The organism is Enterocloster bolteae (assembly GCF_002234575.2).
In the GTDB taxonomy this organism is placed as follows: Bacteria; Bacillota; Clostridia; order Lachnospirales; family Lachnospiraceae; genus Enterocloster; species Enterocloster bolteae.
Genome location: NZ_CP022464.2, coordinates 1246518 through 1267014, shown reverse-complemented (window position 1 = coordinate 1267014; position 20497 = coordinate 1246518). Strand labels below are relative to the sequence as shown.

Genomic DNA, 20497 nt, shown 5'->3' with positions numbered 1-20497 from the left:
GGCCCCTGACGTCCCTGTCAGGAACGTTTCCTGGCCGACACAATCAGCATCATGGGTCTTCGCATTTCATCCAGCATACCGGGAATATGAAGCATACTATCCGGCGGCTGCGGCTCCACCACCTGGCTGAGTTCAAAGCCATGGGTCAGAAGGGTATTGAGGTAAGTGGTCAGGGTTCTGTGGTACTTAACCACTTCTTCTCCCAGGAACACAGCCTTGCGCTTCCCCTCATAGTAATAATTATCCACAGGAAAATGGAGGATGTTTCCATTTTCATCGTAGTACCAATCCTGGCTTCCGTAGGCAGTAAATACGGGATGCTCCACGGAAAACACGAAATATCCACCGGGAGCCAGCGAATCCCTCACTTTATCCACCACCTGGCTGAAGCTTTCCACATAGTGAAATGCCAGGGAGCTGAGCACCACGTCAAAGGATTCATCCGGGAAATCAATGTCCTCCATGGCACACTCCACATACCGTACCCTGGAATCCTCGGTCTTTTCCCTGGCCACCTCCAGCATCTTACCGGAAATATCCACACCCACGGCAGAAACCGCTCCGTGTTCCATGGCATAGATACAGTGCCAGCCATAACCGCAGCCCAGATCCAGAAGGCGCTGTCCCTGAAAATCAGGCAGCAGCGCCTTAAGCGTCTCCCACTCTCCTGCTCCGGACAGTCCTTTTTTAGAACGCTCCATCTGACTGTACTTTTCAAAAAATATATCATTGTCATATTTATTTTCTTTCATTATTATCTTCCTTTCCACGTATTGCTGCCTTCATTCTAGCACATTCCCCCTGGCCTGTCACCGCTGTTTTCATTTCTTCATATAGTATATTGTACCGATTAACACTCTACCTTTAAGGAGGATTGACAATGAAACATTTACGGGGCGCAGCAGGTATCATCCTGTCCCTTATCTTTGCCGTGTGCTTCATGTGCTCTCCTGCATTTGCGGCTTCCCGCCTGTACCAGGGCATGGATGTCAGCAGCTGGCAGGGCGATATTGATTTCCAGGCTGTCCGGGCTGCCGGTATCCAGGTGGTCTATCTACGGGCCGGTGTGGGATTGGAATATGTGGATCCCTATTTCCAGTCCAACTATGAGAAAGCCCTGGATGCAGGCCTGAACATCGGATACTATCACTATGTGACTGCCGCCGACACCTTCCAGGCCAGGCAGCAGGCAGAATTTTTCTATTCCCTGATACGGGACAAGCAGATTGACTGCTGCCCGGCCATGGATTTTGAATCGTTCCCAGGTCTGAGCACCCAGGAAATCAATGCCATCGGACTGTCTTTCATGGAAACCCTGGGCAGCCTCCTGGGATATGATCCAGCCCTATATACAGACTCCTACAACGCCGCCTACCTGTGGAGCAGTGACTTTTCCTCCTACCCCCTGTGGGTGGCTGACTACGATGTAAACCAGCCTGAGAGCACGGGCCCATGGGATTCCTGGGACGGTTTCCAGTACTCGGACAGGGGACGGGTACCGGGAGTAAACGGCGATGTGGACATGGATTTCTTTAAGGATTCCATGTTTATTATCTCCCGGACACCCCAGCCTGAACCAAATCCCGGCGATATAGGAGTCCTTCTCACCTATAAGGTGCAGGGCGGCGATACCCTATGGAGCATCTCCAAACGATTCGGCACCACCGTGGACCGGCTGGCTGCATTAAACCATATCTCCAATCCGAATATAATTTACAGGGGACAGATTCTGGAGATTCCGGATATTCCCGGCGCCATCATATACCGGGTGAAAAGCGGCGACACCCTCTGGGCCATTGCAGACCGTTTTGGCACCAGCGTATCAGATCTGGTATTTACCAACGCAATAGCAAACCCCAACCTGATTTACGTGGGGCAGGTTCTTGTCATACCATAATGGAGAAAAACAGGGATATCCTGAAAGCCTGTCCGGCTCCGGGATATCCCCTCCTTATGATTCTGCTGCTACCGGCCGGACCGCAGCTGGCTGGTCAGCAAATTTCCAACCGTATCCGCAAGCTGCCCCATCTCCTTGATCCTGACAAAACCGCTTCCGTAAATCTTCCTGGCGCCTTCCAGGTCGCTGTCCAGGCCGTAGAATACAGCCATGACCCTGATTCCCTGCTTTTTAAGCTGCCGCACCTCCATGGCCGCGTCCTCAATGCCTACATCCCCCGAATACTCCTTCCCCCGCACAGCACCCGAAACAGGAGCCATCCTTTGTTCGTCATTGGGGCTGGCATCTGTCAGCACAATGAGCAGGCGTTTCTCGCAGGAGGACTGTCCCGCCAGATGGCCCGCTGCCCTGAGGGCCAGACCATCCCGGTTCCATCCGGCTGCCACATAGTCAAGAATTCCTCTGTTTTTCTCCTTCTCCTCATATCCGCGAAACAGGCGCATCACCGTGTAATTCTGAATGGTGGAAAAGGAATACACCTGGACCGGTATCCCGCAGCGGGTAAGGCTCTCGGCAATCACATATCCCTGCGCCGCTATAACGGCTTCATGCCCCATCCGTGACGCAGACGCGTCCAGCATCAAATCCACGGAAACATTCTGCCGTTCTTCCTCTGAATTTTTCAAAAACACACGGTCATCTTCCAGATACACAGCCCGCCAGACTGCCTCCCCCATCATTTTTCCCTGCCGGCTTTTTTCGGGTACAGGCTGCAAATCCACCAGAAGGGTATTCTGAATCCGTTCCATCAGGCGCCGTATGCTGTTCTCATACTCCGGCCTGTTGGCTTCAAACTGTTCCCTGTTCTTTTTTCTCTGCTGCCGCGCCTCCCACAGCTGTCTGGCCGATTCCCCGCGGTCCGGGACCTGCAGGAATTTCTCTCCCCTTGTAAAATGGAGGCTGCATGTGCTGTGGCATCCCGTGCAGAGCATATGGCAGATAGCCTGATTCTGCTGCTCTGCATACATGGAAATACCATAGCAGGCATCTATATAGGAGCGGACCGCCTCCTCCCTCCGTTTCGAGGATGCCTCCAGCCAGAAGCAAAAGCCCTTGGCTGCATCAGAAGGCTTTTTATGGGCCTTTCCGGATTTTTCACATTGGTCATCACCGGATTCAGTGGAATCCTGTCCATGCTCATTCAGTGTATTCCTGACAATCACGCCGTGGGCAGGCCGGACAAAGCGGAAGGGCCTAATTATGCTTTTAATCCGTTTTCTGTTTTCTTTTCTCTTTTGTTCTGAACGGCAGTCAAACCGGAAATATTCCCACAGTATGCCGGAAACGCGCTCCATGATTTCATCGGTGTCGGCAGACCCGTCAAAGGACAGGCCGGACAAAATCCCCCGCTCCCAGGGCGTCACCCCGGGCTTCTCTCCCAGAACCATCCTGCCCCAGCCCGTCTGAAGGGACTGGACCAGCTTTTCCTGAGCCGACCATTTGGATTCCTCCAATACCTGGGCCCAGTATTCCCTGCGCAGCTCCTCCAACCCAGGCCGCCCTTCCCGCTCCTTCTCATAGGCGCCGCACTCCAGGCCAAGCCAGAATATGGTATCATAGATATCCTGGAGCGCCGTGCCCTGAAATGCCCCGAACATTTCCGACACTTTCCCGCCGTCATACCATCTGTGGACATAACCGATAATACTGTTGAGATAAAGGTCTGCCCTTCCGTACCGGTCAAAAGCCATGAATTCCGGCCGGAAGGAGTGGTCCTTTGCCGCAGTCCATATCATGTTGAGGGCCCGCCGCTCCTCCCCGTCATATTCCTGCATTTTAATATCAGTCTGCAAACAGCTTCTCCCTTTCCAGTTTTTTAGGAATCCTTGCCCTGATTAAATCCCGGACCAGGGTCTGTTCATAGGGGTCAAAGGACTTGTTGGTAAGTCCCATATCCAGGGCGGCTCCCGCATCCAGCCCCCGCTCCATGAGCCGGACAGCATCTAACAGTCCCCTGAGGTCCAGGGGGCGGGTGGAGAGCTGGGCGCTTTGGCATTTTCTCTCTATATCCAGGAACAGCTGGACAAACTGCCTGGCATATGTCCTCTTAAGGCCGGGATACTCCCGGTCTATGAGCTTTTCCAGGTTTTCCCCGGTTATAGCCGGCATCTGCAGACAGGAAAATCTGGAGGTCAGGGCCTCATTTAACTCCCTGGTTCCTGCATACCCGTAGTTCATGGTGGCGATGAACCGGGTTCCCTCGTCCATACGCACCACATCGTAGCCCGGCACATCTATGGTCCGCCTGAAATCCAGAATTCCATGGAGCACGGCCAGTGCCTCATTTCTGGCCATGTTGATTTCATCCAGTACTCCAAAACCCCCGCTGATTCCGCAGCGGTACACCGGTCCCGGACGGAACACAACGGCTCCGTTTTCAAATGTATCTGTTCCTATCAGACCGGACGCATCCATGTTAACGTGAAGGGAGATGTCCCAAACCGGCCTGCCAAACGCTGCCGCCAGATTCTGGGCCAGTATGTTCTTTCCCGTTGCCTTCGGCCCTGTGAGAAGCAGATTCTGTCCGCACAAAAGAGCTGCAACGGCCTGCTCCCATACGTCCCTTCCATAATACAGGTACCTGGGCACGGGTATCCTGCCCCGGTCCTCCTCCCTGACAGGATGGGAAGCCCTGAATTCCATAATTCCTTCAATTAAGCTGCTGTTTATCTTTTCCTCTTTTAAGAATTCAATCACCGTCATGCCCTCTTCCTCTTTTTTACAGTCTGATTGTAGCACAGAATCCTTTGATGGTGCAGATTTTCTGCGGGTTTGAGAAAATATTTTTTTGCAGGGTTTGTAAAAATGTTTTTATACCTGCTTCTCCAAGTCACGGATGCTATATTAGAACTACCAGACAATAGCAGACTCACCAACCAGGTACATTAGGAATACATTCCGTTATACCCTTTGTCTGTTTCCCACCACTTCATTGGTGTTATCTTAACATCTGAACATCTTACCATTTATTTTTATATTCAAACGCTTATCCTAATTATTTCATTTTCATTATCCACACAACCTATACATGGCTATTGTCCGGCATATAAAAAGGGATTATAATAGGAATAGCTTCCTTAATGTTTACCGGAAAAGGAGGCTCATGCAGCAACACACGTTACCCCCCTAACCATCAAATACAGGATACCCCCAATCAGCTGGAGGATAAAGTCCTAAAAACAGCTGCCATGTTTTTTGGTCAGGATCTTCTTCCATACCTGGGTGTCAGGGGTCGGATTACCGGCCTTGTTCCCACAGAACAGATTCACCTTGAACTTCGCAGGATGGAAGAAGATTTTAACTATATGATGGAAGACGGCTCCCTGCGGCATCTGGAGTTTGAAAGTGACAGCATTACTTCCAGGGATCTGCGGCGTTTCAGGGAATACGAAGCTTACTTAAGCCTGATATATAACTGCCCTGTTATTACCACAGTTCTATGTACTTCCCATGTCAGGCGAATTAAACAGGAACTCGTCACCGGCATCAATGTATACCGCATCCAGGTAATCCGTATCAAGGACCGGAACGCGGATAAAAATTAATTGATATTCTTCAATCAGACCATGTAGCTGTATCAAAGGAAAACCTTCGCCGCATGGAAGCCATGTTTTATGCCCTGGCCATCAAATTTCTCGACAAAACAGAATTAAGGAAAGTAAAGGAGAAGATTAATATGACCCTGCTCGGACAGATGCTTATGGAGGATGGAATTGAAAAGGGAGAAATGACCAAGCTCGTATCTCTGGTCATGAAGAAAATGAAAAAAGGACTTTCCCCGGAGGAGACAGCAGAGTTGCTGGAGGAAAGCCCGGATTGCGTCAGCCGGATTTACGCCGCAGTGCAGGCCAATCCCGGTCTGGATGAAAATGGAATCTTTGAATTTATGAAGAAAAAGGATAGAGAGAAGGACTAATATCCTCCAATAATCATTACCGCACATAAAGCCCGGGTATTTTATCTCTTATAATAATCCGGGCTTTTTATTTCTCCTTTCACTTCACCGTCATCACAAACCGTTCCCTGTCATCCTTCACATTATACCGGTACCGGTCCTCTTCCGCCTGGGCATACCGTACCTCACAGCATCTGAGTCCCAGCCGCCTGGCCGTATCATTGGTATAGATGTCCATAGTGATTTCCACCGGATATCCCATGTCATAGCTGAACCGCACATCACGGAATTCATTGTTGATACACGTCTCAATCATATCCCCGGCAAATGCCTCCTTATCTCCTATGTACAGCTTATTCGCAACAATGGTTATGTGTTCTGTCCTCTTTCCATCCCGGGAGGAGGATATGGTATTCCTCACCGACACGCCCCTTCCCCACTGCAGATATATACAAAGAGCCATCAGAATCAGTGATGCATGCATCCGTCTTTTTCTCATTCCGCTTCGTCCCCCACCTGTATTATTATACATATTGTACTTTAATACAGCTTATATTTCAATACATCCGGAGATATACTTATCTGGAGCTTATACAGAAAGGCGGGGACGGAATGCATATTGAGATTGATTTGGAGCGTCTGCTAAAAGAAAAACATAAAAGTAAAAACTTTGTGTGTGAAGAATGCGGCCTGCAGCGGACTCAGTTCAATAATTACTGCAAGAACAAGGTTTCCCGCGTTGACCTTACCATTCTTGCCAAAATGTGCGCTTGTCTGGACTGCACGCCCAATGATATTTTGAAAATAGTAAAAGAGACGGCAAAAGATGAATAGAACACATGACGCCATGTGAAGCTGTTCATCTTTTTTTGCGCCTGTATTTCCAAAAAACAAAATGCAGCGGCTAAATTCAATCCATTCTGGTGTCATATCTTGCAAGATTTTCCCTTCCCATTGTGTTAAAATAGCAGAAAAGCAGTTTAAAAGGAGCAGCAAAATGATACAGGAGCAGGAACAGCGCCGGGTCTATTATGATAAAGACCTTAAAATAGAAGCCTACAATCTGAGCGGGGTTGTACAGAAATTCCCCAATCATTTCCATGAATATTACGTCATAGGCTTTGTGGAGGGCGGAAAAAGACATCTCTGGAGCCGTAACAAAGAGTATGATGTCAGCGCCGGGGATTTGATTCTCTTTAATCCCAGGGACAACCATTACTGCGCGCCCATAGACGGGGAACCGTTGGACTACCGTGCGGTCAACATCGATCCCTCTGTCATGGAGCAGGCGGTAAGGGAAATCACAGGCCGGGAATTTACGCCCCGCTTTACCCGGAATGTGGTGTACCGCAGCGACATAACCCAGTCCGTATCCGCCCTGTACGGAGCCATATTGCGGCGGGCCACAAGGCTTGAAAAAGAAGAAGCCCTGTTCTTTCTTCTGGAGCAGGTGCTCCAGGAATATGCCGCCCCATTTAAGGAAGAGGATATATCCAGGCCCGATGACCGGATCCAAAACCTGTGCACCTACATGGAGGACCATTTTTCAGAAAATATAAGCCTGGATGAGCTGCTGTCCATGACCACCTTTGGAAAATCCTATCTGCTGCGCTCTTTTACAAAGCAGGTGGGCGTTTCTCCCTACCGATACCTCCAGACGATCCGCCTGGACAAGGCCAAAAAATTCCTTGAACAGGGCATGCCTCCTGTGGAAGCAGCGGCCATGGCCGGATTTTCAGACCAGAGCCATTTCACCAACTTCTTTAAGGAGTTTATCGGGCTCACACCCAGACAGTATCAGAAAATATTCTTATCAGAACCTGATGAAGAACAAAAGGAGCATTATCATGAATCATAACCGTACCGCCGCAGGCCATCTGGCCGCATTTGTCACCATCCTCATATGGGGAACCACCTTCATATCCACCAAAGTCCTGCTTCGGACATTCAGCCCTGTGGAAATCCTGTTCATCCGGTTTGTCATGGGATATCTGGCGCTGTGGCTGGCCTGCCCCCGTTCCCTGCGCCTTACATCCGCCCGGCAGGAGGGACTCTATGCAGCGGCGGGGTTCTGCGGTGTTACCATGTACTATCTCCTGGAAAACATCGCCCTCACCTATACCCTGGCATCCAACGTGGGCGTCATCATCTCCATTGCACCTTTCTTTACTGCCATCTTGGGCTGGATGTTCCTGGGAGGAGAGAGACCACGCTTCCGGTTCTTTGCCGGATTTCTGCTGGCCATGGCAGGCATCAGCCTGATTAGCTTTGGCAATGGGGCCGCTTTATCCCTTAACCCCACAGGAGATTTATTGGCCGTGGCTGCCGCAGTCATATGGGCCGTGTATTCCACCCTAACAAAAAAAATCAGCGCATTGGGCCACGGCACTGTCCAGAGTACCAGAAGGACCTTTTTTTACGGAATTCTGTTTATGGTGCCGGCTTTGGCCTTCATGGACTTTTACGTGACACCGGCTCAGTTTACTGACATGAAAAATATCCTGAATCTTTTATTCCTGGGGCTGGGCGCATCTGCACTGTGCTTCGTGACATGGAACACAGGCGTAAAGATACTGGGCCCCGTAAAGACCAGCGTATACATCTATATGGTGCCGGTTATCACCACCCTGACTTCGGCCCTTATATTAAAAGAACCGGTAACAATACCGGCTGCATTGGGAATTATCATGACACTGGCCGGATTGTTTTTATCCGAACAGAAAACCACGAAAAAAGGAGAACCAAAGATATGGACCACCAAAATGAAAAATGTGTAATGGTAATCGACGAGGAGCTGCCCACCGGCATCATAGCCAATACAGCCGGGATCATGGGAATCACCCTGGGAAAAAAACTCCCCGAAACAGTGGGGCCGGATGTATCCGACCGGAACGGAAGGTCCCATCTGGGCATTATCGCGATTCCGGTTCCCATTCTGAAGGCAAGTAAGGAAAAATTAAAAGAGCTGAGGCTTAAGCTTTATGAACCCAGCTTTTCAGAGCTGACAGTAGTGGATTTTTCCAATGTGGCGCAGAGCTGCAATGACTACGACGAATTCGCATCAAAAGCCGCCCAGACAGACGGCGACAGCTTCCAGTACTTTGGGGTGGGCATCTGCGGCGCCAAAAAATTGGTTAATAAACTGACCGGAAACCTGCCGCTGTTGCGATAGGAAGGAAAGCACAATAGGCTGTAATACCGGTCAGCGCTGCAATGGGAAGCCGTGAAGCTGCGTCCCACTCTCTGAAGAACACCAAAAATCCTGTCTTTCATATTCCTTCTCTCTTGTCTTTTTCGTCCTACCGCACCCCCTGGCTGTCCAGACACAAATAAGGCACTAACTGTTAAGAACACTGTCTCCAATGTCCTCTCTCAGTTAATGCCTGCATCACCAGTGACACGCGCTTAATTGTGCACTAATTTTATTTTCCTTTTTGTGCAAATATGCCAATTCACCTTTTCTATTCCAGCGTCAGTCCAAAGTCCAGCTCATAGTAATTCCCCTCGCTGTCCCGGTAGGCATAAGCCTTTCCATTTTCATCCTTCATGGACTCCGGCATGTATTTGTCCTTGTGGTACCCAGGCACGTCGTTGCGGGATATGCATATGCCGTCCCGGTCCACCCGGATAACGCTGTCGTTCCTTGGAAGGGTAATGGGCATCCTGCCCGTGGGCGCACACCTTCCCATGATGACGTCCAAAACCGCGTCCGTATAGGTGTCAAATCCTGCCAGAAGGGCGTCCGCACAGGGTTCCACGTTCCCCACTTCCCAGGCCAGGGTGAAATTAATATTGGAAATCACCTTTCCCCCCCTGCTGTGAAGGGACTCGTAAATTTCCCGGATTCTCCCTGCCCCCAGCAGAGTGGTCTCCTGGTGGAAGGAATCAGCCGGGCGGCCCTGGCTGTCCACATCCCGCACCTGCTTGTTCTCACAGATATCCAGTTCCAGATACCCCTTGGTGGAATGGAAGTATTCGCCTGAGCTTGGACGGATAAACAGAATAGCGAAATCAGCTTCCCTGTAATCCTCTGTCAGCTCCGCCTGAAACCTTCCTGCAAAGGACGTTCTGACCGCGTCCGTTTCCCTGGCTGCAGCCTCCGCTTCGCAGCCAAAGCATTCCACATATACCTTTCTGCCTGCTGTCTTCTCCCTATCCAGGGGAATCAGGCCCTCTTTGTTTTTTAAGAGCACCACGGACTGCTGATGCACCCGGTAAGCGTCCTCCCAGTGTTTCTTTGTGGCTACCACCTGCTTTGCTGTCTCAGGGTCACGGTATGGGTTGTCGAACATGCCCAGTTCAAACTTTTCCTTCAGGGTCCTGGTCACCGCCCTTGTCAGAGCCTCATCGGTCAGCACCAGATCACCGGCCCGGTACCCCTGGGGCACCGGATGGCCCTGGGCCGTGTAATATCCGTTCCTGCCGCGCTCATATGCTTCCCTGGCGGAAAATACATCCAAGGACCCGCTGATGATATCCACTCCGGTATTGACAGCCAGCGCGATTCTGGAAGGCACATCCAGCTCCTCCACCCCCCAGGCCATCTTGTTGGAGATGCCGGAGTCGCTGTTCACATATCCCTCAAATCCCATCTGTTCCCGCAGAAGCCCCTGTATGAAAGACCTGTTAAACGCAAACCCTACCGGCTCCATCTCCATGACATCTCCGCCCGGACCATACTGGGGCCTGCTCTTGGCAGCTGACGGTTTAGCGTAATATGGCATAATGGAGGAAGCCTTTTTCTCTATGGCTGTGCGGAAGGCGGGCAGATGGTATGTGCGCAGGCTGTCCTCTGTCTGGTACACATTCCACTGTCCCTGGACATAATGGGGGTCGAATCCGTTTTCCCTGGCTCCGCCTCCCGGGAAATGCTTGATGGTGACAGCGACTCCGTCTCTTGTCACGCCCCGGCTGCTCCCCTGTATGCCGGGAATCAGACGCTCCATGATGGTGCACACAGTCCCCGGATCCTCACCAAAGGTTCCATAGGATCTCTGCCATCTGGGGTCTGTCATGACATCGGCCATATACATATACCCCTTCTTCATTCCCACTGCATCCCATTCCCTCCGGATACACTCTGCAAAGCTGTCTATGAGTTCCGGTCCGCTGCCCCTGACAGCTGCCGCGATTCCCAAGGTCCCGGGCCAGGCGGCAAACACGCCTGCCGCATCGTTCATGCCGAACACAATTTCCCCGTGCTCATTCCGGGAATTGGAAAGGACCATCACAGGCAGGGCATGGCCGGTTCCCTCTGCCACCATGTTAAGCTGGTTAATCCAGTCCGCCAGCTCTCCCGGCCCCGGATTCTGACGCAGGATGAAATGACGTATACCCATTTCTTTTAATGTGTATGTGGTTCCGTAAGTCTTTTCCACATTAAAGATAGACTCGTCCTGCTCCACAATTTCCTCGTTGAGAAGACCGCTTTCATCCACCTTTGTCCTGTCCTCCTGGTAAATTCCCATTTTCCAGGAATTGACGAACAGCATGCCGATTTTCTCGTCAGCAGATAACTCTGCCGCCAGGGAAGCCGCCCTCACGGCGGGAGTGTTGCGCCAATCCTTATAGGGAGCCAGCCTCCCATCCCCTGTCAGGTCCCTGAAATACAGCCCGTCTTTTTCAATTACCGGCCTTACGGTAACTCCGATGACAGGACCGTTTTCATTTTTATAAAAACGAATGTTAGCTGATGCCTTATTCATATCGTTCCGTTCCTTCCTGCGTTTACGCTCTTTCTCTGTTTTATGACACTGCTCCGGCAGCTGCTTCCTCAGCGCCGTCCGGGCGGGTTCCCTTTCCGGCCAGTGCTTCCTTCCTGTTTTCCAGCTCGTCCTGGATTTCAGCCATTTTCACCTTATCCAGATAGTACCAGCGCATGGCTATGATTGTGGCAATATGGCCCAGGATAGGCACGATGCAGAAACATACCATAATGGCCATGTTAAAGGTGGAGTTTACAGGTTCATTGGGCTTTATCACCACATTTCCCACCCCTGCCAACGTCAGGGCAAATCCCTGAATCATGGCGGAAAAGGAGGATATGATTTTATCAATAAAGGAGAACATAGTCCCCATCATTCCGGGTACAAAACGGCCGCTGCGGTACATTTCATAATCCGTACAATCGGCAATCATGGGAATGATACCTGAGTTTCCCATGCTGGCCAGACATTTCTGCACCAGGAACATTCCCAGGAATATGGCCGGCACTTTGGGGTCAGGTCCAACCACAAACATAATGGCCAGCATAATCATGGATCCCCATGTTCCCACAAGGAAGGTGCGCTTAAGGCCAAACCTCCTGGACACAAACACACCGCCGATGGAAATGGCTACTAACGGCGCGATGAGGATACTTGAAAATACACCCTGAAGACTGGAATTCAGCAGCATATTGGCAAACAGGTATGTCATGGTGCCGCTCATGAGCAGCTGCCCCAGTTTATCCGTTGCAGCAGAGATAATCAGCATCTGAATGGGACGGTTGTGCATGACGATATCCTTGTAATCCCTGAACTTTACCTTTGGCTGGGAACCTGCCTGGCCAAAGAATTCAGGCCGGTCCTTTGCGCTGATTCCGATGATGGCAAGGATGGTAAACACAAAGGATATCACCGCAAGAATGACAGCCGCTTCCTTCCACATGGCAGGATTTATCATACCCAGGCCCTTTCCGTTCTCACCCGCAAATTCCCCCACCGAATATTTTTCAGCCAGTATGGTGGTGATGAGCATGGGCACAAGAGCGCTGGCCATCTGGGTCAGTACACTGTCAAACCCGGCAAATATGGGACGCTGTTTGGGATTATTGGTAAGCACGGCCTGGCCTGCCTTGGTGACAACGGTCTGACAGGTATAGCCGATAATATAGATAACATAAAATACCGTGGTAAACATATATTTCCTGGAAATTCCCCAACCGGACGGCGTATTGAAAATCACAATCAGGCTGCACCAGATAATGATATTGCCCACAAGCATGTAAGGCCTGAACTTGCCGAAGCGGCCGTTGGTCCGGTCCACTAAAAATCCCACCAGCGGGTCCGTAACAGCGTCAAAAATACGGGTTCCCGTGGCAATCAGGCCCACAATGGCAGCAGCCAGCCCAAGGACATTCTGAGTAAAGTACGAATACTGCATCATCAGGAACATGGCGATATTGGTGGCGCAGTTATTCAGTGAAAAGAACCCAATCTGCCATAATTTCGCGTTGTTATACTGTTTTACAACACTTTTATTCTTCTCCATTATATATAGTCTCCCTATGTTCACACATTTTCATTTTTTGTTTGCCGGCTTTATGTTTGTAACAATATTCTAACACACTTGATTTTAAAGAGTTAGGATTATATAATATTATTTAGTAATATCTTGTCATAGTTATTTAGCCGATTCGTACAATATTTTATTATTTTTTTGTGCAAATCCTATATAATATATCATTCAGGGAGAAATATGATGGAAGAACATGAAAAAGCGCTCATATCCAGGCAATTTATAGAGGTCATGCTGAAGGTCCCTGTCATCCTGTGTCCCGGGCGAATAGAAGCCATCGAAACCAGCATCAAAGAATACTTTCCGGATTTCATCAAAAACAGCTTCCCCTTTTTCATAACCCGTTCCATGGCGGAGTCCTTACAGACGGGAACCCTGTATCACATAACGGATTTTATAAATCTTCATTTTAACCTGTTCCTGTATGGCGGGGGGACTCAGCTTCTCATCGCCGGTCCCTATCTCTCCCATCCGGCAGATACTGCCTTTTGCGAGCAAATTCTCCAGGATAACGGAAAAAATCTGTCCCTGCTTGTCCCCTTCAGCCAGTTCTGCCTTAGCCTGCCCGTAGTAGGCAGCTCTCAGATGCTGGAAGTGATGCGGACCGCCATGAGGGTCATTACCGGCACGGACCGGGAAATTCCCTATCTCCACTATGAACCGCAGAGACATTACACCCAGGAGATATCAAACCTGTCGGCCGAGGGTGTGGACGAGGCATCCATGGAACTTCTGGAACACCGGTACTATTATGAAAAGCTGCTCTTGCAGGAGGTCGCCCAGGGCAGCCAGGATCTGGCTCTTAAGTATTACAGGCAGTTCTCACAGGAGAGCCGGTCCATTGTCCGTACAGAGGACCCGCTACGCACGGCAAAGAACCTGGGTTTTTCCCTGAATACCATGCTCCGCAAAAGCGCTGAGACCACCGGCATCCATCCTGTGTATCTGGACATCATCTCCTCCAACTTTGCCATGCTCATTGAAAATGCCAACAGCATACGGGAAGCAGAGGAATGTAAATCCCAGATGATAAGCGCCTACTGCCGCTTTGTCCGTAAAAACCGTCTGGACCAGTACTCTCCCCTGGTCCGCAAGGCCGTCACCTACATCCGCATCCACCTGGCTGACCAGCTCACTCTTGCAGGGATTGCAAAGGGCATCCGTGTAAGCCCCTCCTATCTCTCCCGCCTGTTTAACCGGGAGACGGGGGACTCTGTATCCAACTTTATCACTAAAGCCAGGGTGGAAAAGGCTGCCGGACTTCTCTCATTTTCCGGCATGTCTATCCAGAACATTGCGTTTTATGTGGGGTTTGGGGATTTGAATTACTTCAGCAGATGCTTTAAGAAATATAAAAAGATGACGCCCACTGAGTACAGGGCGTCATCCTCCATCGGGGTGTAGGGCCGGCTATTCTTCCGCCCGCACCTCCATGTTTCCCACATATTTTCGCTCCATCTGATGTCTGGCTTTGCGGTTCTCCACGCTGTCAAACACGATGGAAAAATCATAATCCTCAGGGTACAGCTCACTGGCTCTCACCTTTAGTTTCAGACGTTTCTGGTTTACCAGGCGTTTTTCGCGCTTTACCTGGACAAGGACATTTCCGGTCTGATCCGCCGGCCTCACAACAATGCCAATCTCCCCCTTTGGAAGGACCTCTACACTGTCGCCTCTGGTATACCCCTCCTCCGGGCCTGCGGCAGCCGGTTTTCTCTTTATGGGGACAATGCAGGGAACCAAAATCCGCTCCAGCCCTCCCGGCCATTGTCTTCCCGGTGATTTTTCCAGCGGTTTTTCCTGAGACCTTTCCTGCGGTTTTTCTCTGGTCTTATACAGTGTTTTCTCCCTGGTCTTTTCCAGCGGCTTCTCCAGCTCTCCCCCGTCTCCGTAAGCCTCAGAGGCGGCTGTCCGAATCATATCCTCCGGCATGCCCAGCCTCTTTGCAATATAGAGAGCGCAGCTGTCCCCGGTCTTTCCCATCTCCAGTCTGTATAGGGGACGCAGGTTTTCCCGGTCAAAGGCCATTCTGGCGCTGATGAGTTCTGCATGGCGGCCCGCATATGTCTTAACCTCCGGATAATGGGTGGTGACCAGGTAAAGGCATCCCCGAAGCCTCAGCTGCTCCAGTATGGCAATGGCAATCCCCATTCCCTCAGCCGGATCCGTGCCGGATCCCAGTTCATCCAGAATCACCAGACTCTCCCCGGTGGCCCGCTTTAATATCTCCAGCACATTGGTGATATGGGCTGAAAATGTAGAAAGGTTATCCAGAATATCCTGACCGTCCCCAATATCGCATAATACCAGGTTGCGCATGGCGATGTCCGCCTCCCGGCAGGGCAGGTGCAGGCCGGAACATGCCATGAGCACAAACAGTCCCACGGTTTTGATGGCAACGGTTTTCCCTCCTGTATTGGGGCCTGTGATTACCATTCCCCGTGTTTCTCCCCCCAGCTTAAAATCCAGGGGCACATTGGAATCCCCCGGCAGCAGGGGATGCCTGGCTTCCTTCAGGCATATGATGCCCTGGGTATTGACGGCCGGTTCCCTGGCGTCCATCTGCGCGCTGAGCTTTCCCTTGGCAAACACAAAATCCAGTTTTGCCAGCAGAGCCAGGTTCTCCTTAAATCCGTCCTCCTCCATGGCAATCCTGTCCATAAGCGTGTACAGGATACGCCTCTCCTCGCAGTCCTCCTCAATCCTGAGTCCCTCTATCTCATCCTGCATCCTGGCAATGGTTTCCGGCTCTATAAATACCGTAGAGCCGCTGGAGGACCGGTCTATGGTACTGCCCGGTATTTTAGATTTATACTCCTTTTTAACCGGCAGGCACAGCCGTCCGTTCCTGGTAACCAGAAAGGATTCCGCCATAAACTTTTTCTGTGATTTTAAAAGGGCTTCCGCCTTATCCTTGATTTTTTCTTCCAGAAGCTGCAGGTCCCGGCGGATATCCCGGAGTGTATTGGACGCGCGGTCGTCCACCCTGCCATGGCGGATAGCTCCCTCGATTTCCTCCTTCAGCTCCGTCATAAGCCTGAGGTTTTCCCCATAGCAGGACAGCGGAATGCCATAGGACATTCCCTTGTCCAGATATGACCTGACCCGCCTGACCGCAGCCAGGAACATGCCGATTTCCTCCATCTCCTCCGGCGTAAGCAGCTCGCCGCGGACAGACCGGGCCACAAACTCCGCCGTATGTTCCATGGCCGGCATAGGAGGCGTGCCCGCCAGCTCTAGCATCTGCCTGGCCTGGGTGGTGTCTCTCATGCTTCTTCGCAGTTCCCCCTCTTCCATGCAGGGCACAAGCCCCCTGGCCATCTCCCTGGCCTCTGCTGAATTGGCAAGGTCTGCCAGCTGTTCTCTTATGATATCAAATGCAACTGTCTTATATGCTTCAAATGTTCCGTTCATTGTTCTGTCTGTTTCCTCTCTGTTTCCTTGTTCATCCATGTTCCCTGTAGGGAATATCTCACAATATCGAATCGGTTTCAAACATAAAAATGGAAGACAAAAAAAAACTACGGACATCCACTACAGGCAATGTCGCATAGGTTCCAAACGATACCATATGATTCATCTGTCATGGATTCCGGAGTACACAAAACCAGGCCCGCCGGGCGGACAATCATTTCATGTACACAATCGGTTTATTTATCTTCCACAAACAGACACAATTAACAAAAAGACACCTCGCTTAAATATTACTGCATTTGATAATAGCAGATTTAAAGGCTCCAGTCAACATTTTTATTTCAAATTGTGCTATACTAAATTGTGGCTGAATTGTGCCATACGAAAAGGACAACAACAATCCGGAGGAATGACTGACATGCCTTTTGTTTCACTTATCATACCTGTCTACAATGCGGAAAAATATCTGCGGCGCTGTCTGAACAGCGCCATGGAACAGACCTTCCAGGACATGGAAATAATCGTAGTAAATGACGGAAGCCAGGATACCAGCCTGGAAATCTGCCGGGAATATGAAAAAATGGACCGCCGCTTCCGCGTCATCAACAAAGAAAATACCGGGGTATCGGACAGCCGCAACCAGGCCATAGAGACAGCCAGAGGCGAATACCTGCAGTTCATGGACAGTGACGACTGGCTGACCCCGGATGCCACGGAAAGCTTTGTCCATGCGGCCAGGAAATTCGACTGCGACCTGGTGGTTTCAGACTTTTACCGTGTAGACGGGGCTGTGTTTACGGAAAAGCAGCACATACGTGAACGGGGTCTTCTTACCAGGGCCCAGTATGCGGAATATATGATGCGGGAACCGGCTGACTTTTATTACGGCGTACTGTGGAATAAACTGTACCGCCGCAGCATTGTGCAGGAGCATCAGCTAAAGATGGATGAGGATCTGCGCTGGTGCGAGGATTTTTTATTTAACCTGAACTTCATCCGGTACGCCGGGCGGTTCACGGCCATCCAGACTCCTGTTTACTACTATATGAAACGGAAGGGCAGCCTGGTGAGCACGGACTGGAAAAAGGCCAATACGGTAAAGCTGAAGCTCCGTCTCCTTAAGGATTATAAAGAATTGTACCAGAGCATGGACCTTTATGAAGAAAACAAGCTGAAGATCAACGCCTTTGCCGTATCCATTGCTAAAGACGGTGGAATCGGAGCCCCCATGAGCCGGCTCAGGAAAAAGCTGAGCGAGGAGGATTACATTGAAGATGAGCTTCCGGCAGGCTACACCCGGGTATGCCACACGCTGGGTCCCATTTACGATGAGGCATCCCGCATACTGATACTTGGAAGCTTCCCCTCGGTAAAATCCAGGGAACAGAATTTTTACTACGGCCATCCCCAGAACCGCTTCTGGAAACTGATGGCCCGCCTGTTTGAAGAACCTGTGCCGGAGACCACGGAGGATAAAAAGGGACTGCTGATGCGCCATCATATCGCGCTCTGGGACGTGGTGGCTGCCTGTGACATCAAGGGCTCCAGCGACCGGAGCATCCGCAATGTGATACCCACGGACCTAAACCGGATTCTCCGCACAGCCCGCATCGAAACAATCCTTGCCAACGGCGACACGGCCTTTCAGCTCTACCGCAAATACTGCCGGGAAACAACAGGAAGGGAAGCCGTCAAATGTCCATCCACCAGCCCTGCCAATGCATTTTTCACCCTGGACCGCCTGGCCGAGGCGTGGGGCCGGGAGCTGTTCTGACAAAGCAGGTGCAAAACCCGGATCCAAATTCCCCCAAAACGTCCCAAATACTCAGATTTTTCTTGCCAAAGGCATATAAAACAAGTATGATGGAGATACACCTGAACATAATTATTCAATTATAATTATATATTGAAGGAGGCTGTACATGTTAGATAAAAAGGTAGCAGAACTGATCAACACACAGGTAAACAAAGAATTTTACTCCGCTTATCTGTATCTGGATTTTGCCAACTACTACAAGGACGCGGAGCTGAACGGCTTTTCCAACTGGTACCAGGTCCAGGCCCAGGAGGAACGTGACCACGCCATGCTGTTCATCCAGTACCTGCAGAACAACGGAGAGAAAATAACTCTGGAGGCCATCGCCAAGCCGGACAAGGTGTTTGAGGACTTCAGGGGACCTCTCACTGCCGGGCTGGAGCATGAAAACTATGTGACCGGGCTTATCCATGATATTTATGACGCCGCGTACTCTGTCAAGGATTTCCGCACCATGCAGTTTTTGGACTGGTTCGTAAAGGAGCAGGGCGAGGAGGAGAAGAACGCCAGCGAACTGGTAAAACGCTTTGACCTCTTCGGCCATGATCCCAAGGGACTCTATATGCTGGATTCCGAATTGGCGGCAAGGGTTTACGCCGCTCCCTCACTGGTGCTGTGATGGGGAAGGATAAGTACATATGTCCCTGCTTTAAGGTGACAAAGGACGATATCAAGAAAGCAATTGAAGAAGGTGCTGATTCCTTTAAGAAAGTAAAAAAAGCCACGCATCTGGCCGCGGGATGCGGCCACTGTAAATGCAGGGCTAAGAAGTATACGAAAAAGCGGCTGGGTAAGATCAAATAACATTCAGTTTAAAAGCGTGTCCTCACACCGGAATATCTCATGGGGGACACGCTTTTTTACGTATCAGACCCTCTCAGATGCAGGCCGAAATCATCCTGAAAAAGTGGACATTCCCAAAGCATTTCCCCATTTCGTGTAATTCAACAACGGACGGCATCTCCTGCGGGTTCCATATCTCAATCACAAATGTGGCGAATCCGCACGGTTTCACATAGATGAGTTCCTCAAGCGAGGACGGCTGGTGACAGCAGGGCATCCGGATTCCCAGGTATTTAAATGCACTGCCGTCATATGCGGTGTCCATGGCCTTCTGCCAAAACTCCCTATCCACTTCACGTCCGCACCAGGGACAAAATATGTGCTCCAATTCTCCTGCGCAGTCAATGAACTGCACGCTTTTATAGTTGGTAAATGTAATTCTGCCGTTGGATGTCAACTTAAGCATTCCGGCAGCACGTTTTATCTGATCATCCGTATATTTAGGATAATAGTATCTGGGAAATATTTTATATATGATATCTGACATCACGTTACCTCCTGCCAGGACCTGCCGCAATCTTACATATCAATCTTCCGGTCCTTATAATAATATATCCGGTCCCGTTCCCCTATCTCCCTGAGTACGCGGCATGGGTTTCCCACTGCCACCACATTGGCGGGGATATCCCTGGTGACCACGCTTCCCGCTCCTATGACAGAATTATCCCCAATGGTAACGCCCGGCACCACCACGGCTCCCGCCCCTATCCACACATTCTCGCCGATATGCACCGGCATGTTGAACTGGATTCCTTTCCTGCGAAGCCCCGGTTCCACCGGATGGCCTGCCGTGGCAATGGTCACATTGGGCCCAATCATACAATGGGAGCCAATGTAAATCTCCCCGTCATCCACCAGTGTCAGGTTAAAGTTGGCATAGACAAAATCCCCCATATATACGTGTCTGCCTCCCCAGTTGCTGTGAAGAGGCGGTTCAATATAGCAGTCCCGGCCAATGGAGCCAAACATCTGCTCCAGAAGGCTGGTGCGCCTGGCGCTTTCCCTTGGCCTGGTTGCGTTGTAATCATAGAGCAGCTCCATACATTCCATCTGTTCCTTCAGAATATCTTCGTCGCCCGGAAAATACAGGCGTCCCTCCTCCATGCGTTTTGCTGCGCTGTCACCGTCTCTTACCCCGTCTGTTCTCCCGTCCTGGTTCCTTTGTTGGTTTCTCTCCGTCTCCATCCAAACGCGCCTCCCTTTCCACCTATTTCCCAGCTATGGGAATCATTGTACTATATTACCGCTGGAATGAAAAGCAAAAAAGTGCACTGCTTCACGTCCGCCTCACTTT

The 20497-nt window shown here is 50.6% G+C and carries 18 protein-coding genes and 1 pseudogene; 10 read left to right on the top strand and 9 right to left on the bottom strand.

What is annotated here, in order from left to right:
- Nucleotides 1–17 precede the first annotated feature (17 nt).
- Entirely contained in the window at nt 18–752 is a 735-nt protein-coding gene (locus tag CGC65_RS05875; protein ID WP_002567852.1) for a class I SAM-dependent methyltransferase, read from the bottom strand.
- 128 nt (nt 753–880) lie between these two features.
- Between CGC65_RS05875 and CGC65_RS05870 the strand changes: the two genes are divergently transcribed.
- Nucleotides 881–1897: a GH25 family lysozyme gene (locus CGC65_RS05870; protein ID WP_002567853.1), complete on the top strand. Its 1017-nt coding sequence runs from the start codon at nt 881–883 to the stop codon at nt 1895–1897.
- A gap of 68 nt (nt 1898–1965) precedes the next feature.
- Here the strand turns inward: CGC65_RS05870 and CGC65_RS05865 are convergent, their stop codons facing one another.
- Both CGC65_RS05865 and CGC65_RS05860 read right to left on the bottom strand, forming a co-directional pair.
- Complete coding sequence (locus CGC65_RS05865) at nt 1966–3750, bottom strand: cobaltochelatase CobT-related protein (RefSeq protein ID WP_002567854.1); 1785 nt, start codon at nt 3748–3750, stop codon at nt 1966–1968.
- Entirely contained in the window at nt 3740–4660 is a 921-nt protein-coding gene (locus CGC65_RS05860; RefSeq protein WP_002567855.1) for an AAA family ATPase, read from the bottom strand. Before CGC65_RS05860 ends, CGC65_RS05865 begins: the two co-directional genes overlap by 11 nt.
- A 400-nt stretch (nt 4661–5060) precedes the next feature.
- On the opposite strand from CGC65_RS05860, the pseudogene CGC65_RS32380 reads away from it, so the two are divergent.
- A pseudogene (locus CGC65_RS32380) lies at nt 5061–5870 on the top strand (hypothetical protein); the annotation flags it as partial.
- An 82-nt stretch (nt 5871–5952) separates the two neighbouring features.
- On the opposite strand, the gene CGC65_RS05850 reads toward CGC65_RS32380, so the two are convergent.
- Entirely contained in the window at nt 5953–6351 is a 399-nt protein-coding gene (locus CGC65_RS05850) for a hypothetical protein (RefSeq protein ID WP_002567858.1), read from the bottom strand.
- Nucleotides 6352–6464: 113 nt separating this feature from the next.
- On the opposite strand from CGC65_RS05850, the gene CGC65_RS05845 reads away from it, so the two are divergent.
- The 4 genes from CGC65_RS05845 to CGC65_RS05830 all read left to right on the top strand — a co-directional run bounded on the left by CGC65_RS05845 (nt 6465) and on the right by CGC65_RS05830 (nt 9024).
- Nucleotides 6465–6686 (top strand): helix-turn-helix domain-containing protein, encoded by a 222-nt coding sequence (locus CGC65_RS05845; protein ID WP_002567859.1) that lies wholly within the window; start codon nt 6465–6467, stop codon nt 6684–6686.
- 163 nt (nt 6687–6849) lie between these two features.
- Entirely contained in the window at nt 6850–7710 is an 861-nt protein-coding gene (locus CGC65_RS05840) for an AraC family ligand binding domain-containing protein (protein ID WP_002567860.1), read from the top strand.
- Nucleotides 7700–8629: a DMT family transporter gene (locus CGC65_RS05835; RefSeq protein ID WP_002567861.1), complete on the top strand. Its 930-nt coding sequence runs from the start codon at nt 7700–7702 to the stop codon at nt 8627–8629. The genes CGC65_RS05840 and CGC65_RS05835 overlap by 11 nt, the downstream gene beginning before the upstream one ends.
- A complete protein-coding gene (locus CGC65_RS05830; RefSeq protein WP_002567862.1) occupies nt 8602–9024 on the top strand; it encodes a DUF2000 domain-containing protein in 423 nt (140 codons plus the stop codon). Before CGC65_RS05835 ends, CGC65_RS05830 begins: the two co-directional genes overlap by 28 nt.
- Before the next feature lie 289 nt (nt 9025–9313).
- On the opposite strand, the gene CGC65_RS05825 is transcribed toward CGC65_RS05830, so the two are convergent.
- Together CGC65_RS05825 and CGC65_RS05820 are read right to left on the bottom strand one after the other, a co-directional pair.
- Nucleotides 9314–11557 (bottom strand): glycoside hydrolase family 3 protein, encoded by a 2244-nt coding sequence (locus CGC65_RS05825; RefSeq protein WP_002567863.1) that lies wholly within the window; start codon nt 11555–11557, stop codon nt 9314–9316.
- Nucleotides 11558–11597: 40 nt separating this feature from the next.
- Nucleotides 11598–13103, bottom strand: coding sequence for an MFS transporter (locus CGC65_RS05820; RefSeq protein ID WP_002567864.1), 1506 nt, complete (start codon nt 13101–13103; stop codon nt 11598–11600).
- 210 nt (nt 13104–13313) lie between these two features.
- Between CGC65_RS05820 and CGC65_RS05815 the strand changes: the two genes are divergently transcribed.
- Nucleotides 13314–14534 carry a helix-turn-helix domain-containing protein gene (locus CGC65_RS05815; protein WP_002567865.1) on the top strand — a complete coding sequence of 407 codons (1221 nt, stop codon included), beginning with the start codon at nt 13314–13316 and terminating at the stop codon, nt 14532–14534.
- A 6-nt stretch (nt 14535–14540) separates the two neighbouring features.
- Here CGC65_RS05815 and CGC65_RS05810 read toward each other — a convergent pair whose 3' ends face one another.
- Nucleotides 14541–16544 (bottom strand): endonuclease MutS2, encoded by a 2004-nt coding sequence (locus CGC65_RS05810; protein ID WP_002567866.1) that lies wholly within the window; start codon nt 16542–16544, stop codon nt 14541–14543.
- 418 nt (nt 16545–16962) lie between these two features.
- On the opposite strand from CGC65_RS05810, the gene CGC65_RS32190 reads away from it, so the two are divergent.
- The 3 genes from CGC65_RS32190 (at nt 16963) to CGC65_RS05795 (ending at nt 19164) form a co-directional block, all read left to right on the top strand.
- Nucleotides 16963–18318 carry a DNA-deoxyinosine glycosylase gene (locus CGC65_RS32190; RefSeq protein ID WP_002567867.1) on the top strand — a complete coding sequence of 452 codons (1356 nt, stop codon included), beginning with the start codon at nt 16963–16965 and terminating at the stop codon, nt 18316–18318.
- 148 nt (nt 18319–18466) lie between these two features.
- Nucleotides 18467–18979, top strand: a complete 513-nt coding sequence (locus CGC65_RS05800; protein WP_002567868.1) for a ferritin — start codon at nt 18467–18469, stop codon at nt 18977–18979.
- Complete coding sequence (locus CGC65_RS05795) at nt 18979–19164, top strand: (2Fe-2S)-binding protein (RefSeq protein WP_002567869.1); 186 nt, start codon at nt 18979–18981, stop codon at nt 19162–19164. The genes CGC65_RS05800 and CGC65_RS05795 overlap by 1 nt, the downstream gene beginning before the upstream one ends.
- A 73-nt stretch (nt 19165–19237) precedes the next feature.
- On the opposite strand, the gene CGC65_RS05790 is transcribed toward CGC65_RS05795, so the two are convergent.
- Together CGC65_RS05790 and CGC65_RS05785 are read right to left on the bottom strand one after the other, a co-directional pair.
- Nucleotides 19238–19690: a hypothetical protein gene (locus tag CGC65_RS05790; protein WP_002567870.1), complete on the bottom strand. Its 453-nt coding sequence runs from the start codon at nt 19688–19690 to the stop codon at nt 19238–19240.
- Nucleotides 19691–19722: 32 nt separating this feature from the next.
- Nucleotides 19723–20388: a sugar O-acetyltransferase gene (locus CGC65_RS05785; protein WP_002567871.1), complete on the bottom strand. Its 666-nt coding sequence runs from the start codon at nt 20386–20388 to the stop codon at nt 19723–19725.
- Nucleotides 20389–20497: the final 109 nt, after the last annotated feature.

Coding starts and splice junctions, on each gene's coding strand:
- CGC65_RS05835 (WP_002567861.1), top strand. CDS start 7,700: ATGAATCATAACCGTACCGCCGCAGGCCATCTGGCCGCATTTGTCACC.
- CGC65_RS05785 (WP_002567871.1), bottom strand. CDS start 20,388: ATGGAGACGGAGAGAAACCAACAAAGGAACCAGGACGGGAGAACAGAC.
- CGC65_RS05795 (WP_002567869.1), top strand. CDS start 18,979: ATGGGGAAGGATAAGTACATATGTCCCTGCTTTAAGGTGACAAAGGAC.
- CGC65_RS32190 (WP_002567867.1), top strand. CDS start 16,963: ATGCCTTTTGTTTCACTTATCATACCTGTCTACAATGCGGAAAAATAT.
- CGC65_RS05825 (WP_002567863.1), bottom strand. CDS start 11,557: ATGAATAAGGCATCAGCTAACATTCGTTTTTATAAAAATGAAAACGGT.
- CGC65_RS05850 (WP_002567858.1), bottom strand. CDS start 6,351: ATGAGAAAAAGACGGATGCATGCATCACTGATTCTGATGGCTCTTTGT.
- CGC65_RS05830 (WP_002567862.1), top strand. CDS start 8,602: ATGGACCACCAAAATGAAAAATGTGTAATGGTAATCGACGAGGAGCTG.
- CGC65_RS05815 (WP_002567865.1), top strand. CDS start 13,314: ATGGAAGAACATGAAAAAGCGCTCATATCCAGGCAATTTATAGAGGTC.
- CGC65_RS05810 (WP_002567866.1), bottom strand. CDS start 16,544: ATGAACGGAACATTTGAAGCATATAAGACAGTTGCATTTGATATCATA.
- CGC65_RS05790 (WP_002567870.1), bottom strand. CDS start 19,690: ATGTCAGATATCATATATAAAATATTTCCCAGATACTATTATCCTAAA.
- CGC65_RS05875 (WP_002567852.1), bottom strand. CDS start 752: ATGAAAGAAAATAAATATGACAATGATATATTTTTTGAAAAGTACAGT.
- CGC65_RS05800 (WP_002567868.1), top strand. CDS start 18,467: ATGTTAGATAAAAAGGTAGCAGAACTGATCAACACACAGGTAAACAAA.
- CGC65_RS05820 (WP_002567864.1), bottom strand. CDS start 13,103: ATGGAGAAGAATAAAAGTGTTGTAAAACAGTATAACAACGCGAAATTA.
- CGC65_RS05840 (WP_002567860.1), top strand. CDS start 6,850: ATGATACAGGAGCAGGAACAGCGCCGGGTCTATTATGATAAAGACCTT.
- CGC65_RS05870 (WP_002567853.1), top strand. CDS start 881: ATGAAACATTTACGGGGCGCAGCAGGTATCATCCTGTCCCTTATCTTT.
- CGC65_RS05860 (WP_002567855.1), bottom strand. CDS start 4,660: ATGACGGTGATTGAATTCTTAAAAGAGGAAAAGATAAACAGCAGCTTA.
- CGC65_RS05845 (WP_002567859.1), top strand. CDS start 6,465: ATGCATATTGAGATTGATTTGGAGCGTCTGCTAAAAGAAAAACATAAA.